Origin of the sequence: Bradyrhizobium sp. MOS002, from assembly GCF_003020115.1 — a bacterium.
Taxonomy (GTDB): Bacteria; Pseudomonadota; Alphaproteobacteria; order Rhizobiales; family Xanthobacteraceae; genus Bradyrhizobium.
The window spans coordinates 58,644-74,979 of the sequence record NZ_PYFX01000006.1; the positions used below are offsets into that span (position 1 = coordinate 58,644).

General features: G+C 61.7%; 14 protein-coding genes and 1 tRNA gene. 7 read left to right on the forward strand and 8 right to left on the reverse strand.

The window, feature by feature from the left end; genetic code table 11:
- Positions 1-213: 213 nt before the first annotated feature.
- Complete coding sequence (locus tag C7G41_RS19735; RefSeq protein ID WP_106944133.1) at positions 214-861, forward strand: NYN domain-containing protein; 648 nt, start codon at positions 214-216, stop codon at positions 859-861.
- Positions 842-1,516, forward strand: a complete 675-nt coding sequence (locus tag C7G41_RS19740) for a uracil-DNA glycosylase (protein WP_106944134.1) — start codon at positions 842-844, stop codon at positions 1,514-1,516. Before C7G41_RS19735 ends, C7G41_RS19740 begins: the two co-directional genes overlap by 20 nt.
- Here the strand turns inward: C7G41_RS19740 and C7G41_RS19745 are convergent.
- From C7G41_RS19745 to dapA, 4 genes are read right to left on the reverse strand one after another with little or no spacing between them, the layout of a single operon-like run.
- On the reverse strand, positions 1,513-2,106 hold the full coding sequence (locus C7G41_RS19745) for a peroxiredoxin (RefSeq protein WP_106944135.1): 594 nt from the start codon (positions 2,104-2,106) through the stop codon (positions 1,513-1,515). The genes C7G41_RS19740 and C7G41_RS19745 overlap by 4 nt on opposite strands.
- A 4-nt stretch (positions 2,107-2,110) precedes the next feature.
- On the reverse strand, positions 2,111-2,584 hold the full coding sequence (gene smpB / locus C7G41_RS19750; protein WP_027518360.1) for an SsrA-binding protein SmpB: 474 nt from the start codon (positions 2,582-2,584) through the stop codon (positions 2,111-2,113).
- Between the two features lie 59 nt (positions 2,585-2,643).
- Positions 2,644-3,060, reverse strand: coding sequence for a large conductance mechanosensitive channel protein MscL (gene mscL / locus C7G41_RS19755; RefSeq protein ID WP_199198509.1), 417 nt, complete (start codon positions 3,058-3,060; stop codon positions 2,644-2,646).
- Positions 3,061-3,114: 54 nt separating this feature from the next.
- The gene (gene dapA, locus C7G41_RS19760) at positions 3,115-4,005 is read right to left on the reverse strand and encodes a 4-hydroxy-tetrahydrodipicolinate synthase (protein WP_007603384.1); all 891 of its coding nucleotides are present in this window, start codon (positions 4,003-4,005) and stop codon (positions 3,115-3,117) included.
- Between the two features lie 295 nt (positions 4,006-4,300).
- On the opposite strand from dapA, the gene C7G41_RS19765 reads away from it, so the two are divergent.
- From C7G41_RS19765 to C7G41_RS19780, 4 genes are all read left to right on the forward strand, one after another.
- Positions 4,301-6,724 (forward strand): lytic transglycosylase domain-containing protein, encoded by a 2,424-nt coding sequence (locus C7G41_RS19765; protein ID WP_199198510.1) that lies wholly within the window; start codon positions 4,301-4,303, stop codon positions 6,722-6,724.
- Positions 6,725-7,169: 445 nt separating this feature from the next.
- A protein-coding gene (locus tag C7G41_RS19770) for an IS3 family transposase (RefSeq protein WP_106944357.1) occupies positions 7,170-8,323 on the forward strand; the annotation gives its coding sequence in 2 pieces (ribosomal slippage) (positions 7,170-7,419 and positions 7,419-8,323; 1,155 coding nt in all).
- A gap of 99 nt (positions 8,324-8,422) precedes the next feature.
- On the forward strand, positions 8,423-8,803 hold the full coding sequence (locus C7G41_RS19775; protein ID WP_106944138.1) for a hypothetical protein: 381 nt from the start codon (positions 8,423-8,425) through the stop codon (positions 8,801-8,803).
- A gap of 115 nt (positions 8,804-8,918) precedes the next feature.
- Positions 8,919-9,734 (forward strand): zinc/iron-chelating domain-containing protein, encoded by an 816-nt coding sequence (locus C7G41_RS19780; protein ID WP_106944139.1) that lies wholly within the window; start codon positions 8,919-8,921, stop codon positions 9,732-9,734.
- A gap of 65 nt (positions 9,735-9,799) precedes the next feature.
- On the opposite strand, the gene C7G41_RS19785 is transcribed toward C7G41_RS19780, so the two are convergent.
- From C7G41_RS19785 to C7G41_RS19800, 3 genes are all read right to left on the reverse strand, one after another.
- Complete coding sequence (locus C7G41_RS19785) at positions 9,800-10,249, reverse strand: MarR family winged helix-turn-helix transcriptional regulator (protein WP_158268020.1); 450 nt, start codon at positions 10,247-10,249, stop codon at positions 9,800-9,802.
- Positions 10,250-10,373: 124 nt separating this feature from the next.
- The gene (locus C7G41_RS19790; RefSeq protein ID WP_106944141.1) at positions 10,374-11,942 is read right to left on the reverse strand and encodes a porin; all 1,569 of its coding nucleotides are present in this window, start codon (positions 11,940-11,942) and stop codon (positions 10,374-10,376) included.
- 479 nt (positions 11,943-12,421) lie between these two features.
- Complete coding sequence (locus C7G41_RS19800) at positions 12,422-13,762, reverse strand: hypothetical protein (protein ID WP_106944142.1); 1,341 nt, start codon at positions 13,760-13,762, stop codon at positions 12,422-12,424.
- 412 nt (positions 13,763-14,174) lie between these two features.
- Here C7G41_RS19800 and C7G41_RS19805 point away from each other — a divergent pair.
- Positions 14,175-14,267, forward strand: a tRNA-Ser gene (locus C7G41_RS19805).
- 150 nt (positions 14,268-14,417) lie between these two features.
- On the opposite strand, the gene C7G41_RS19810 is transcribed toward C7G41_RS19805, so the two are convergent.
- Complete coding sequence (locus C7G41_RS19810; RefSeq protein WP_106944143.1) at positions 14,418-14,684, reverse strand: hypothetical protein; 267 nt, start codon at positions 14,682-14,684, stop codon at positions 14,418-14,420.
- Between the last annotated feature and the right edge of the window lie 1,652 nt (positions 14,685-16,336).

Sequence of the window (16,336 nt, forward strand, 5' to 3'; positions counted from 1 at the left end):
ACCCCCACATTGGGGCTGGGATGGGTGGTTTCCCGGGCTGCCAGCGACGGCGGCGCCGGGTATGTGCAAGTTGGCCATAACTATACCTTGATTGCCCCGACTTCTCCGGATTTGCGGTTTCGACGGGTTTCGGCGGGACTTTAGAAGTGCGCGGCTTGCTGTCGCCGCGCCAACAATAAACGATCAATCACGAACTCTACGCGAGCAAACTGAATGTCACCTTCCTCTTCCGACAAGATCGCGCTCTTCATCGATGGAGCCAATCTCTACGCTACGGCGAAAACTCTGGGCTTCGACATCGATTACAAGCGCCTGCTGAAGGAGTTTCAGAGCCGCGGGACGCTGCTGAGGGCGTTCTACTACACCGCCATCATCGAGGATCAGGAGTACTCTTCGATCCGGCCGCTGATCGACTGGCTCGACTACAACGGCTACACCGTCGTCACCAAGGCGACCAAGGAGTTCATCGACGCCTCCGGCCGCCGCAAGGTCAAAGGCAACATGGACATCGAGCTCGCCGTGAACGCCATGGAGCTCGCCGAGCACATCGACCAGATGGTGCTGTTCTCGGGTGACGGCGACTTCCGCTCCCTGGTCGAAGCCGTCCAGCGCCGCGGCGTGCGGGTCACCGTGATTTCCACGATCGCCAGCCAGCCGCCGATGATCGCCGACGAGTTGCGCCGCCAGGCCGACGTCTTCACCGACCTCGTCGAGCTGCAGTCCAAGCTCGGCCGCGACCCGTCCGAACGCCCCGCCCCGCGTGACCGCGGCGATCGCGAGGCGCGCCACCACGCCCCGCAGTTCCTCCAGCGCGCGACCACGATGGCGCCGGCGAGGGGCGATGACGACTTCGAGGAGTGAGGCGGCCCGGTCAAGCCGCCAGCCTCTCAGCCTCGTCCCCGACCGTGACTGTCCGCTCTGTCCGCGCCTAGTCGCCTTTCGCGAGGCGAACCGCGCGCGCGAGCCCTTGTGGCACAATGCACCGGTTGCGCCTTTCGGCGACATCAAGGCGCGCCTGCTGATCGTCGGCCTTGCGCCGGGGATGCAGGGCGCCAACCGCACCGGCCGTCCCTTCACCGGCGATTATGCCGGCGATCTGCTCTACGCCACGCTACTCGAATACGGCTTCGCCAAGGGCCAATATCAGGCGCGTCCCGACGACGGCCTGAAGCTGGTCGACTGTCGGATCGCCAATGCGGTGCATTGCGTGCCGCCGCAGAACAAGCCGCTGCCGGTCGAGATCAACACCTGCCGGCAGTTTCTCGCGGCGAATCTCGCAACGATGCCGAACCTGCGCGCGATCGTCGCCCTCGGGCGCATTGCGCACGACACCGTACTCAAGCCGCTGAACCTGAAGGGATCGCAAGCCCCCTTCGGCCACGGCGCCGTGCATCAGGCCGGCGCATTCAGGCTCTACGACAGCTATCACTGCTCCCGCTACAACACGAACACCCGCGTGCTGACGCCGGACATGTTCCGCTCCGTGTTCGCGAAGGTGAAGGCCGACCTCGACTAATCCTTAGACAGGCCCTTGGCCGGATTGGCCTTCAGCCAGTCCAGGACATCGCCGGCGTTCCGGTCGGGCGGAAACACCGGATAGAACACATGCGTGATCGTGGCGTCGTCGACGATCAGCGCGAGGCGCTTGATCAGCGTCAGGCCCGCGACCTCCATTGTCGGCAAATTCAGGGCGTGCGTGAGCGCCAGCTTCTCGTCCGAGAGCACCGGGAACGGCAGATGCAGCCGCGAGGCCATTTCGGTCTGGTACGCGTTGCTTTGGGTCGAGAGGCCGAACACCTGCGCGGCGCCGGCGGCCTTCAACTCGGCGAACAGATCGCGAAACGCGCAGGTCTGCGGCGTGCAACCGCGCGCGCCCGGGATCATGTCCCAATCGTCGACCAGCGCGATCTTGCCGGGCTCGCCGGTGCGCGGATAGGCGAACACCACGGTCCGGCCACGCAGCGCCGACAGCGCGACTGACGTGTCATCGGTGGCGAGCAGGCTGACCGGCGGCAGCGTCATGCCTTTCAGGTGCGCGGCGCCACCGTCATCCGCAGGTGCGGGAATCCGGGTCCAATCGACCTCGAGCAGGTTTCTCTGAGTCATCCCGCTATCCCCTCGCCCGCATCAGGCGGCCCTTCTCCCGGCTCCAGTCGCGCTTCTTCTCGGACTCGCGCTTGTCGTGCAGCTTCTTGCCCTTTGCAACCGCGAGCTGCAATTTGGCGCGACCACGCTCGTTGAAGTAAAGCTTGAGCGGGATCAGCGTCATGCCTTCGCGGTCGACCGCACCCATCAGCTTGTTGATCTGCTTGCGATGCAGCAGCAGTTTTCGCGGCCGCTTGGGCTCGTGATTGAAGCGGTTGCCCTGGAGATATTCCGGAATGGTGGCGTTGATCAGCCAGATCTCGCCGTTCTTGGAATCGGCGTAGGATTCCGCGATCGTGCTCTTGCCGTTGCGGATCGACTTGACCTCGGTGCCGGTCAACGCAATGCCGACCTCAATCGTATCCTCGATCGCATAGTTGAAGCGGGCCTTGCGATTTTCCGCCATGACCTTGATCGGACGTTCGTTCTTGTCGGCCATGGAAGACAAACCTGATCGAGATGCGCGAGGACGCTAACAGTTTGGATGAAGCGCGCGCGTCAAGACTTCTTGAGGAGATCGCGGATCTCGGTCAGCAGCTCGACCTCGGCCGAAGGCTTTGGCGGAGCGGCAGGCTCCGCCTCGTCCTTGCGCTTCAACTTGTTCATGGCACGGATCACCAGGAACAGCACGAAGGCAATGATGATGAAATTGATCGTCAGCGTGAGGAAGCTGCCCCAAGCCAAGACGGCACCCTGCTTTTTGGCGTCCGCGAGATTTGCGGCGGTGACCTTGCTCGAAAGCGGCGTGAAGTAGTTCGAGAAGTCGAGGCCGCCGGTGGCCGCACCGATGATCGGCATGATCACGTCGCCGACCAGCGATGTGACGATGGCGCCGAAGGCCGCGCCGATGATGACGCCGACCGCGAGATCGACGACGTTGCCCTTCATGGCGAACTCGCGGAACTCCCTGAGCATCCGCGTGCCTCTTTCCTCGATCGCCATGAAAAGCTCCCCCGATCGGCTAGCGCCTCAGTTGATGAGGCCAGCATGAACCATCGCGCTGCGCACGGCAACGCGGGTCGGCTCGGTGACCGGCACCATCGGCAGCCGCAGCGTCTCGTCCAGCTTCCCGAGCAGCGACAGCGCGTACTTGATCGGCGCCGGATTGCTCTCGATGAAGAGGTTGTTGTGCAGCGGCATCAGCTTGTCGTGCAGCTTCAGCGCGGTGGCATGATCGCCCTTCGCCCAGGCGGCCTGGAACTCCGAGCACAGCCGCGGCGCGACGTTCGAGGTCACCGAGATGCAGCCATGGCCGCCATGGGCCATGTAACCGAGGATGGTCGCATCCTCGCCCGAGAGCTGGTTGAAGTCCTCGCCCATCGCCGCGCGCTGCTGCGAGACGCGGACCATGCTGGCGGTGGCGTCCTTGACGCCGGCGATGTTCTTCAGCTCCCACAGCCGCGCCATGGTGTCGACCGACATGTCGATCACCGAGCGCGGCGGGATGTTGTAGATGATGATCGGAATCCCGATCGCGTCGTTGATCGCCTTGAAGTGCTGGTACATGCCTTCCTGGGTCGGCTTGTTGTAATAGGGCGTCACGACCAGAACCGCGTTCGCGCCCGCCTTCTCGGCGTGCTGGGCGAGCTCGATCGCCTCCTTGGTCGAGTTGGAGCCGGCGCCGGCGACGACAGGCACGCGGCCTTTCGCTTCCTCGATGCACCATTCGACGACCTTCTTGTGCTCGTCATGGCTCAGCGTCGGGCTCTCCCCGGTGGTGCCGACCGGGACCAGGCCGTTGGTGCCCTCTGAAATCTGCCAGTTGACCAGGGAGCGAAACGCCGCCTCGTCCAGCGAGCCGTTCTTGAACGGCGTGACCAAGGCGGTGAAAGATCCCCGGAATTTCGTCTTGGCTGCCATGGACTTCCTCCGTACGCGGCAATCTTGAGCGCAAGCCGCATTCATATCGGGTCTATCCCGCCGGTAAAAGACCCGCCTCCGCGTGACCCACCATTTAGGCCGCGATTTTGCCGCGGTGGTGGTGCAAACCCGGCCACGGTAAGCGGCTGTTGGTATTTTGTCCGCATATTCAATCAAATACAGCCAGATCTTGTACAGCTAGGTCTTGAGCCAATTGACTGATTCGGGGCGACGAAACGCCGTGATCTCTTTTCCGCACGCCGCATGGCGATCCACCGGTCTGGTCGTGTGCCTGATGGCAGGGCTCTCGGCCGGCTGCGCCGCCTGGGCCAAATCCAATGAGACAACCGCGGAGACCGCCAAGGAAACCGCGAAGGAAGCCGCGAAGCCCGCCGCCAAGGACACCGCGAAGGGACCTGCCAAAGGATCGGCCAAGGGGACGGATAAGGGGACGGATAAAGGGAGCGGCGCCACCAAAGACGCTGCGAAGGGAGCGGGCAAGGGAGTCCCCCCGAGCCCGGCGAAGGATGCCGCGAAGAAGCCTGCCAAGGATACTACTAAGGACGCTGGCAAGAACGCAGGCAGGGAACCGGCGAAGGACAAGCTGAAGCCTACGGCTCCCGCGCCGAAATCTCAGCCGACCGCTGGCGGCTCGGTCCCGAAGACGGCCCCCGCACCGGCTGCGACGGCCATCGTCAGACCGACGGCGCCTGCCCCGGCCAAGCCCGTCGCGGCTCCTGTCCTGGCTCCGGCGACCCGCCAGCATGCCGCCCCGCGCAAGCCGGTCACACCGGCTGCGGTTGCTGCGACCTCCTCGACGTCACAAGCCGACAAGGACACGCTGGAGACCGTGATCGAGCTGGTGCGCAAGCGCAAGGCGGGCGACGCCACCAACGCCGCGGGCACGATCTCCGATCCCGTCGCGCGAAAACTCTCGGAATGGATCATCCTGCGCAGCGAGGACAATGGCGCGACTGTGGAGCGCTACCGCGCCTTCCTGTCCGCCAATCCGAGCTGGCCGTCGCAGACCTTCCTGCGCCGGCGCCTGGAGGCCGCGATGTGGGACGACCGGCGCGACGACCAGGTCGCGTGGTCGTGGTTCGAGAACGAATCCCCCGTGTCCGCCAAGGGCCGCTTCACGCTCGCCAAGGCGATGCTGGCGCGCGGCGACCGCGCCAACGCCGAACGTCTGGTGCGCGATGCCTGGCGCAGCGACCCGATGTCGGAAGACACCGAGAACAACGCACTCGACCAGTTCGGCGCGCTGCTGACGCCCGGCGATCAGAAGGCGCGGATGGACACGCTGCTCTACGGCAGCGAGAACGAGGCCGCATTGCGTGCTGCGAAGCGCCTCGGGGCCGGCTATGTCGCACTCGCCAAGGCCCGCATCGCCTCCCTCAAGAAAGCGCCGAACGCGCGTGCGCTGCTCGAAGCCGTGCCGCGCGAGCTGCACGGCGATCCCGGCTTCGTCTTCAGCAAGATCCAACTGCTGCGCCGCGAGGAGAAATTTGCGGAAGCCGCCCAGCTCATGCTGTCGGCACCGAAGGATCCGGGCCGGCTCTACAATCTCGACGAATGGTGGATCGAGCGGCGCCTCCTGGCGCGCAAGATGATCGACACCGAGGAATTCCGCAGCGCCTATCTGATCGCGCGCGATGCGGCCCTGCCCTCGCGCGACATCTACAAGACCGAGCAGGAGTTCACGGCCGGCTGGATCGCGCTGCGCTTCCTCAACGATCCCGCGGCCGCCACGCAGCATTTTGCCCGCATCGGGATCGGCAGCGTCAATCCGACCACGCTGGCGCGCGCCGGCTATTGGCAGGGCCGCGCCGCGGAAGCTGCAGGCCGCCAGCAGGAGGCGCGCAATGCCTACGCGCGGGCAGCCGAGCAATCCACCAGCTATTACGGCCAGCTCGCACGCGCCAAGCTCGGCCTGCCGCAGATCGAACTCAACGCTCAGCCGCGCAGCCGCGGTGCCGAACGGCTGGAGATCGTGCGCGCCGCGCAGCTGCTCTACGAGCTCGACGAGCGTGAGATGGCGGTGCCTGTTCTCGCCGACATGGGCGAGAACGGCGATCCCGAAGCGCTTGCCGGCCTCGGCGATCTCACCCAGCGCTACAGCGACGCGCGCGGCATGCTGCTGCTCGGCAAGGCCGCGCTCAATCGCGGGCTGCCGTTCGATTTCTACGCCTATCCCGTCAACGGCATTCCGCAATTCACGCCGATCGGCCCCGAGGTCGAGCGCAGCATCATCTATGCCATCGCGCGGCAGGAGAGCGCCTTCAATCCCTCGGTCGTCTCGCCGGCGCAGGCCTATGGGCTGATGCAGGTGACGCCGGACGCCGCGCGCTATGTCTGCAAGCGGCACGGCGGGACCTACGATCTGGGGCGCCTGAAGAACGATTCGGCCTACAACGCCACGCTCGGCTCGGCCGAACTCGGTGGGTTGCTCGAGGACTATCGCGGCTCCTACATCATGACCTTCGCCGCCTACAATGCCGGCCGCGGCAGCGTGAAGAAGTGGGTCGATCGCTACGGCGATCCGCGCGACCCCAAGGTCGACGCGGTCGACTGGGTCGAGTTGATCCCGTTCTCCGAGACACGCAACTACGTGCAGCGGATCATGGAGAACCTTCAGGTCTACCGCGCCCGCTTCGGCGGTGGCACGCGGTTGCAGATCGAAGCCGATTTGCGCCGCGGCGCCGGCAGCGTGGAATAGCGGTCATCCTCCTCGACTCGCTGCCGGGAAGCCCCTTGGTGGCGAGCGCCATCGTCGCCGGGACTTGAGCCACCCAGGAAGAGCTGGGGTGCGTTCGTCAGTCGGGCTTTCTCGACACGCCAGTTGGGGGCTGCCAGAATCCTGGAGACCGCCAGAAGCTTGCGGGCTGCCAAGCTCTTTGGAGCGCAGGGTCGCGTCAGATTGGCGAGTTCTCCGTTGCCCGGCGGCTCGAAGATGAAGGCGGCGATCCCTTCTGGATGAACGCTGGGTGGCGGGGTTCACAGGTCCGCGTTCGTCAACGGCGGTCAGAACCGCGCGCCTCGGTCTGGGACAGCGTGCAACGCAGAGAGTCCCCTCTCCCGCAGCAGCTTCGACCAGGTCGCCATGAGCTGCTGCCGGTTTGATGGACACCGAGATTGGGTGTTTTATCAAGCCGGAGGTGGTCATGCAGAGACGGAAGTTCAGCCGAGAGTTCAAGGTCGAGGCGGTCAAGCTTGTCAGGGAACGCGGGGTGTCGGTGGCGCAAGCGGGCCGAGACCTGGGCGTCCATGAGAACGTGCTGCGCAAATGGGTGAAGGAGTTCGGCTCGGATTCTCAGCAGGCTTTCCCTGGCCACGGGCAGATGAAGCCTGAGCAGTTGGAGATCGAGCGGCTACGGCGCGAGGTCACCAAGCTGAAGGCGGAGCGGGATATCCTAAAAAAGGCCGCTGCCTACTTCGCGAAGGAAGCGACATGAAGTTCGTCTTCATCGCGAAGCACCGGACCATCTGGCCGGTGGCATGGCTGTGCGAAGCAATGGGCGTATCGCGATCGGGCTTCCATGCCTGGCTGAACCGATCGCCCAGCGCCAGATCCCGAAGCGACGAGAAGGTCGGCCAGCAGGTCAAGGCAAGCTTCCTTGCCAGCGACCGGACCTACGGGGCCCGGCGCGTCTGGAGAGACCTTCTGGCAGACGGCGTCGAGTGCGGTCTGCATCGGATCGAGCGGCTGATGCGCCTGCAGGCCTTGCGGGCGCGGCCACGCCGCCGGCGCCTGCCGAAAGACGAGGGCGACCGCCAGATCGCGAACGTGCCGGCGAACCTTCTGGATCGTCAGTTTGTGGCCGAGCGGCCGAACCAGAAGTGGATCGCCGACTTCACCTACATCTGGACCGCCGAGGGCTGGCTCTACGTGTCGGCCGTGATCGATCTGTTCTCGCGACGGGTGGTCGGCTGGTCGATGAGCACAAGCATGACAGCCCAGCTGGTTGCGGACGCACTGCTGATGGCCGTCTGGCGGCGCGGCAAGCCGGACGCCCTGATGCATCACTCCGATCGCGGCAGCCAATACGTCAGCGAACAGTTTCAGCGCCTGATGGCCGACAGCGGTATCGTTTGCAGCATGAGCCAGTCCGGCAACGTCTGGGACAACGCGGCGATGGAGAGCTTCTTCTCGTCGTTGAAGACAGAGCGCACAGAGCGCAAGACCTATCGCACCAGGAACGAGGCAAGAGCGGATGTGTTCGACTACATCGAGCGGTTCTACAATGCCGTCCGCCGTCACTCGACGATCGGATACCTCAGCCCTGTTGAGTTCGAGCGCAAGGTAGGATTAGCTTAACCGGGTGTCCATCAAACCGGCAGCAGCTCAAGAAAGGAAATCGCGCGCCCGCTGGTACGTCTGATCGGGCTCGACCTGTACCACAGCTTTCTCCAAACGATGGATCGCTACGTCCATGTTCGCGAACGCGACTACGCAGATCAGATGAGGCAACACCCAGACGATCAAGCGACCAAGGACGCTTACCAGAAGCACATCTTCGCGGTGAACGAGTGGCGGAGGCAGCTTGACCATCCATATGACGACGTTGACGGCTACAGCCTGCGGGCCTCGCTCCGTCGGGCGCTTCCGACGCCATGGGTGGCTGAGCGAGACGCCGAAGCTGCGCGGAAGCTGACCGACGAGATTCTAGCGCTGTATGATGACTGCGTGAAACAGGGCGGGTACACTTCGGAGGCCGCCAAGTTCGTTGATCGATATGGCGATACCAAAGGATTCAACGACAAGCTCAAAGAGACTTTTGGTCGAGGCTATGATTGAGCATTGGTCGGTTTGGCTTAGAAGCCATTCCAGGATTTACCGAACACGCTTTTGCGGGTAGTGTTCGCGCCGCGCGGCACCGGATGTTCCAACTACGGGCTTAAGTACAACAAAGATGGAGCAGTCATTGTTGAGCGTCATCCGTGCGGTAGAAGCAGGCGCGGTGACGATGAAGGGCGTGAAGGAGGCCACCGGCCTCTCTCGTCTCAAAATCGAACGTGCGTTGAATGCGCTGGAGAAGCAGAAGCTTCTGGTCCGCGAAGGCCAAGGCTTTAGGGCTACCGTACTGCCCGAAGCAGGGCCGCCTAATCGTCAATGCGGATCGTGCAACGCCTGCTGCGATATCCTTGAGGTGGCGGCCGCCGAGAAGCCTGTGAATCAGCTCTGCAGGCATTGGCACGCAGGCACGGGATGCACAATCTACGACCGCCGACCGCAGATGTGCCGCTCCTTCGTTTGCGCTTGGCTCCAAGGTCATCTTGACGACGATTGGTTTCCCGCGAAATCGGGCATCATCGTGCATTTTAGCCAGGATGCGGTCAACGTCACCGTGGATGATCACTGCCTCAACCGCTGGCGCGAGGAGCCCTACTTCAGCAGACTCAGCGAATGGTCCCTGAAGGGCATCAGGAGAATCGGAAACCGCGGTTACGCCACCCTCGTCGTGTCCGGCGCGGATAGGTTTTTGCTGCTTGGACAGACTATCGTTCCTGAACCGACGCTATTCGGAACAGCGTTCGTGCCTCTCACGGCTGAGACGTTCCGATTTTGGCGGGCGAAATCCCCGGAGCACCTGCAGCGGCTGCACGAGCGTATCGCGGAGATCGAGCGGATCAGGTTGGAATTCGGCTCGTGCACGATTCCCGATGAACCAGATGATGATCCCTACCCGCCCTATCGACCGGCTCTGCTCCGGTCAAACCTCTCATGAACTTGGAGCCCTGCAGGTCGGCAAAGGCTTGGGTTCCTGGCGCCAAGCGGGAAGAGTAGAACCCCTTAATCCTCGATCTGCAACCTTAGTCGGCAGCGGAGGAAACAACGGTCGAGGTCCTTCAATAATTCTATAGTGTGCAGTGCGGCGGCCTCCCCCAGTTCCTCTTTGATAGAAGCACTTACAGCCGCCCTGCTCTCAGCCAATTTGGCGAGTTCCCGTCGCGCCTTTGGCGTGGCTGAAAGATAGACGACCCTCTTGTCAGTGCTCGAACCTGTCCTTTCAATGAACCCAAGGTCTTCCAGTGGCCTTGTTTGATGCACAATGAACGAAGAATTCACCCGTAATGCTTCGGCGACAGCCTTGACCGGAATCCCTTTATCGTCGGCATCCGCGATGGTGACCAGAATGTTCCACTGAGGCACGCTCAGCTTCAACGCGCTCGCCCAAATGGCCTGAACATCCGAGATCAAGCAATTCAATGACCTCAGCACCCGAACCATTTGTTCGACCACGTCCGGTCGTCGAGGGTGATCCGTTGAAGCACGAGCCATAAACTTCGCCATGTCGACAGAACAGAGAAAACCCTCGGCAGTTTCCCGCCGAGGGCTCTTGGAGGTCAGGTCGTAAGACCGAACGTTACCAGTTGCGCTGAGCGCGGAGGAGCAGGGTCACAGTGTCCTGATCCTTCAGCTCGTAGCTTGCAACCGGCTTGGCAGTCGTCCCGGACGGAGCGAGAGTGCTAACGATACCGGAATACTTCTGGTCAACGCGGGTCCACGTGAGGTCAGCCGAGAACGTCAGGTTCTTGACCGGGGTCCAGCGAGTGATGATACCCGCCTGTTCGATCGCGAAGTCGGGGTTGCAACCAGTCACGCCCGCGACGACACCGACAGCGAACTTGCCGCCAGCACCGCAGATCGTGTCCTTAGCCAGGGAGCCAAACTGGGCCTGACCGTAAGCACCGTAAATCGCGGTGTTCCAGTAGGGATCCCAGTTGTGGGTGTAGGCGCCACGGAAGCCCCAGGTCTTGACGGTTTCCTGCGACGAGCCGGTCACGTACACCGTGTCAGGAGCATTGGCGAAGCCGACGCTGCCGTAGGCAACATTCGAGCCTCCGAACATCGAGTAGCTGCTGCCCGCGAGGTTCTGGAAGTTGTAGCGGGTCGCACCGTCGGTGTAGACACCCTGAACGTTGATCACGTCACCCGCACCGGTCGGGATGTTCTTGATCGACAGAGCGAGCTGAGCCGCCCAACCCCACTTGTCATCGGGATGACCGGTGGGTTCGGTCGCGCCGTAGTAGGCAACGTGGTTGTCATGCGCAGCCACCGACGCCTGGAAGAGACCCCAAGCCTGGTCGACACGCATCATAGCGACGAGGTTCGGCGAGCGGGTGCCGCCGATGGCGTTGGTGCCATACGAACCACCAAGAATGCCAGCCGCAGACGCGCCGGTCATGTTCAGGTTGCCGGCGTCATAGTAGGCCGCCCTATCTTCAGCCGAGAACGCTGCCGTGATGCCCTGGCCGAAGTCAGCCGTGTAGGAGAACTGGTTGACACCGGTAACGGTGCCGCCGCCGCCCACGAGACCGTCGTAGTTATTGCCGGGATAGTTGGTCCAGGGCGCGTCGAACTGCGACACGGCCTTACCCATGGTGAAGCCAGCGAACTGGATGAAGGCGTAGTACACGCCGAGCGAGCCGCCCGAGGTGCCGCCGTCGTTTCCGTTAATCGACCCACCAACGAGCGCCGGGGCCGCACCCGAGGTGTTGAGGGCCAGCGTGCTGCTGTAGGCGGTGCCGCCCGTGGCGCTACCGGTGCCGTTGTAGTTACCGGTCGTCCAGGAGAACACGCCGTCGAAGAAGGTACGGACGACGCCGTACTCGGTCGCGGTGCGCGTGTCGATGTTGAAATCTTCACGAGCGCGCATGGTGTAGTAGTTCGTCAGACGGTTGCGGGAACCGTTATTGCCGGTGAACTGACCGCTATAGTCCGAGTTCGTGTTGATCGCGACTTCAGCGCGCAGATAACCACCCAGCTTGATGCAGGTGTCGGTGCCGGGGATGTAGTAGAAACCCGCTCCGTAGAGCGAACAAATCTTCACGTACTCGACCGCTTTGGCCTTTACGGGAAGATCAGCCGCTTGTGCTCCTCCAACGGCGAGCAGCGCTGCCGCGGAACCGAGCAAAAGGCCCTTGAACTTCATGTTAAACCTCCAAGTTGAAGCCCCGTACAAATCTTCGTACAAAGCCGTTTGAGCTACCCGCGAAAAGACGTTGGAAATCAACGCATCCTCGTATCGATGGTCTACTTAAGCGAACCACCTAAGACGGGACGACCTCGGGATGCCCCCCTCCGTCGCTCAGTCACAATTACCGAACGCCCTTGCACACACAACAACAGAACGCTGCAGAACGAGCCGATGAAGCGTGTTTTCCGACGGGTGTTGCACAAATAACACGCAGATGTGATCGAAGCGGCCCTGCAACACATTGAATCTATTATGCTTTTTTGACAGGTTCCATTTGCCGTCAAAAGTTCCGGCGCGGGCTCCGACATTCGCGGAGGCGGTCCACTGTTGATCGGAGGCGTCCGAATCGTGGAATCAACCAGGGACTCGGCGCGGCCCAACCCTTCGGGAATTGGCTGGCCTGGACTAGCAAGCGGCCGCGACGGTCGTCCTCATCAGCGCGCTTGAACGTCGATATGATCCGGCGGCAAGCCTGCCTGATGTCGTTGATACATAGCCTCGTAAGCCGTCTCCAGCCGCCTTGCGTAGAGCGCCGCATCAAACAGTGATGCGGTCAGGTGGCTCCCTTGCAACCTTCCGCGAATATCCGCCAGCTTCTGTTTATCAAGCGCCAGCTCGATCGCGAGTGCTTCATAATCCGCACGCGTTCGCGTGATCAGCTCAGGCAGGCCGACCGCGCTCAGCAAGCTCGCCGCCACGCGGCCGGCGAAACTGTTCCCGATATGAGTCACCACCGGCAGACCAGCCCACAACGCATCGCTGGCCGTCGTATGTGCGTTGTAGGGCAGCGTGTCGAGGAAGAGGTCGGCGAGGCGATGGCGCGCCAGATGTTCGGATGAAGACGCAACGCGCCTTGCAAACACCAGGCGATCCGGATCGACGCCGCGAATTTTGGCTTCCTTCCGCAGATTCGATTTTGCGATCTCGCCCACGTCGGACAGCCACAAGATCGACTGGTCCACGCCCTTCAAGATATTCATCCAGGAGTCAAAGACAGTCGGATTGATCTTGTAGGCATTGTTGAAGCAGCAAAACACGGTCCATTCCTGCCGCAAATCGTGATCGGCCCGATTGGGCGCAGCACCGTCGATTGTCCCGACGTGATTATCACGCGGCATGAAGCTGCCGGGCAAACGAACGGCCTTCTCGTCGAAGAATTGGCGGTTTTGATCTGGCAGCACGATGTGATCGGCAATGATGTAATCGAAGAGCTCCCTGCTCCCCAACGTTCCCGCGAACCCAAGATAGCTGACGACGATCGGAGCCGGACTGGACGCGAACAACGACAGCCTGGCATTGTGCGTATGGCCTGCAAGATCGACAAGAATATTGATCTGCGCATCGTCGATCGCTTTCAGGACGTCACCGTCGAGCTTGTGCTCGCAATCGACAAAGCGATGAAATGACTTTTCGAGCCGCTTGCGCAGATCGCTGTTGTCGTCAGGACCGATTGAAAACGCATAGGTCTCGAAGCGGTCGGGATCGTGACTCTCGAAGATCCCGGCGGTGAGGTACCCGACCGGATGCTTGCGAAAATCAGGTGAAACATATCCGACCCGAATCTTGTCGTGCCGACGGATTTCACCCCCCGACCTCGTTTTGGAGACATGCGGGAGCTTTGCCCTCACCCAAGTCCTGGCGCAGATGAGCTGATCATCGGGAGAATCGGTCAGGGACAGCAAAGCAAAGGGAGAGCTATTGGCCTTCCCGAGCCGTATCGCTGCCGTCAACCGGCCGATCTGTTCGTCCAGATTGTCCCAATTGCACAGGTTCATCTTTGCAAGAGCGCCTGTCCCGCAGGCTGACACGGGACCCTGTCGGCCGATCTGAGGGCGACCACGGCTGCATGGTTTGTGGCGAATCGCGGAAAGCGACAACCAAATCAATCACTTGCAAATCAATCGCTGGTTAGAGCCGGCGGCGAAGGCAGGCGTTCCCGGGTCAGCCCTCCCTCTAAAATCTGCTAGTAAAATCAATCATTTATGTAGATGAAGGCAGCTTTCATCCGCGCCATAACCACTCACAGTACAGGCGCCAGAACCTCCGGCTTTGCCTCTGTTATCGCGGCGTTACGTTCTCGCCCCGGGAGCAAACCGCTTGGTTTGGGAATTCGCTGGGAATATTCGAGCAAAAACACACGCTTCCAAATTGACCAGCCCAAGTAATTAGATGCATAAGGCTCGCACCGGAGAGGTGGCCGAGTGGCTGAAGGCAACGCTTTGCTAAAGCGTCATACGGTCTCAAGCTGTATCGAGGGTTCGAATCCCTCCCTCTCCGCCACTCCGCGGCAGAATCAGAGATCTGCGCGTTCCTTCACCTGACACGCGACGGTGGCCTCATGCCGCTCCGAATCCGGTTGGCGGACCACGAGGGAACCTGACTCAGCGAAGATCAGCTTTCACCTGCGAAGCCGGGAACGTGATTCTCCGCTCAGTGGGCGGAGACCCACGCCCTCGCCTCGCGCTGCGCGGCCGAGATATCGGCCTCCGACATCTGCCCGGCGACTTCCTGGCGCAGCGTCACGGCGTCCTTGCGGCCCTTGAGCGCGGCGAGGTTGAACCATTTGTGCGCGGCGACGAGATCGACGAGACCGGAGCGTCCGCTCGCCCAATAGAGGCCGCGCTCGAACAGCACGTCCGACAGCGCGCCTGCGTCGATCGGCGTCGCGGTCTCCAGATCGAAAGTACCCTGAAACATAACGCATCCCCTTTTTTCTTATGCCGCCTCGTCCCCCGAGCGCGGCTCCCGTCCGATCAACTGTTCAACTCATCCCCAAGACTCTTTGCCGAGACTTTTTTGCCCATGCCGTTTGCCGGCTTGTTGGAGGTAATGATGGCGGGAAAATTTGAATGGCAGTTTAAGTATCGCGATGAAGCAGACGTAAACGCGTCCGCGCCAGACGCGTGCCACAAATGCAAGAAGTCCTTGTTTTGCAGGCACATCTGCAATTCGTCAGATTCGGTTTACCTTGGGATTTTGGGAGAACGATAACCATCACGCACGGCGACGCGCGTCCTGCGGCGTCCCCGCCCGCTGTCGTCACCGTACTCCAGGGACAGCAACTGTCTCATGAGGAGCCGCGGCGAACTGGATCGCCGGGTCGGAGCCCGGCGATGACAGGTCGAATGGAGAAGCGGCGCGCGAACAGCGAGCAGTTGCGCCGCAGCCTCCCCGCCCAAGCAGGGCGCGGATATGAAGACACATATGGCTGGAAGCTCGACTGCGGCCATTCTTCGAGACGCCCGCCTGCGGCGGGCCCTCAGGATGAGGGATGAATCTGCGGCAGCATTTCAACGCAGATAGCTGAGCCTCATCCCGGGGAGACCGCGAAGCGGTCGTCTCGAAGGACGAGGCGCTCGCTCAGGCGCCGCTGAGACCTCATATGCGATAGCCCTGCCTGCTCAAGGCATAACAGCGACGTCGCGGTCAGATCAGCAATGTCGGGATATGGGAATGCCGGCAATACCCCGGCCTCAAGAGAACGAGGGCGTCGGCGAACACGTCAGGACCAGCTTCCACGTTGGCCCGAAGGCCACTTGTGAAATTGCGGAGCCCCTTACGGAGAACCGCACGAACGAAGAAAACTTGTTTCTTCTGCCGGACCGGCCTTTGGCGAGCGAACCCACGAAAGAGAACGATCCGACCGTTGACCTGATGTCTCGCCGACACCCTCTATCGTCGACCAGAACCTTCGAGAAGGCGCTGATGACGTGCCGGCTCTCTAGGAGCCGGCAACTTCAAAAAGCGAAGTTACTTCTTCTTGGCGACCTTGCGGGTCTTCTTCGCAGTCTTCTTCACTGCGGACTTCGCCTTCTTCGCCTTCTTCGCCTTCTTAGCTTTCTTGGCCATGTTGCCCTCCGATGTTTGAGATGGCTTAATCGCTGCATGCAGTCGGGGATCGAGTGCACACTCATCCCGAATACACCAACACAACGAAAAAAACAGCGTCTCGCTTAAAGAAGTGTTGACGACGCAACGCGCCTGCGCTTGGCGAACGCGATGCAAGCGGTCTGCATGAGTTGCGCTTGCGATCGCGGAGAGTGCCCGCAGCATCGACCTTTGCGAGAGATGCGATTGCAGAAAAACACTATGCAGAAAGTATTTTCTTGCACGCATCCATCGCGCGCGGTCGTTGCAATGATGCATCCTGCCGATCGCGCGAGCGCCTCGCGAAGGCGCTTCGCGGACTCTGAGTCGCGACTTTTGGCAACGAAAATATTTTCATGATTAACGGCGCGAGCGCTCGTCGGAGCGTGTGCAAGTCGCCGTTTTGCGCGAATCGCGTGACGGCGATTCGGTCGGCGTACCGCGTTCGATCGGGATGAAGTTCGTCGCAGAGGATGCGCGCG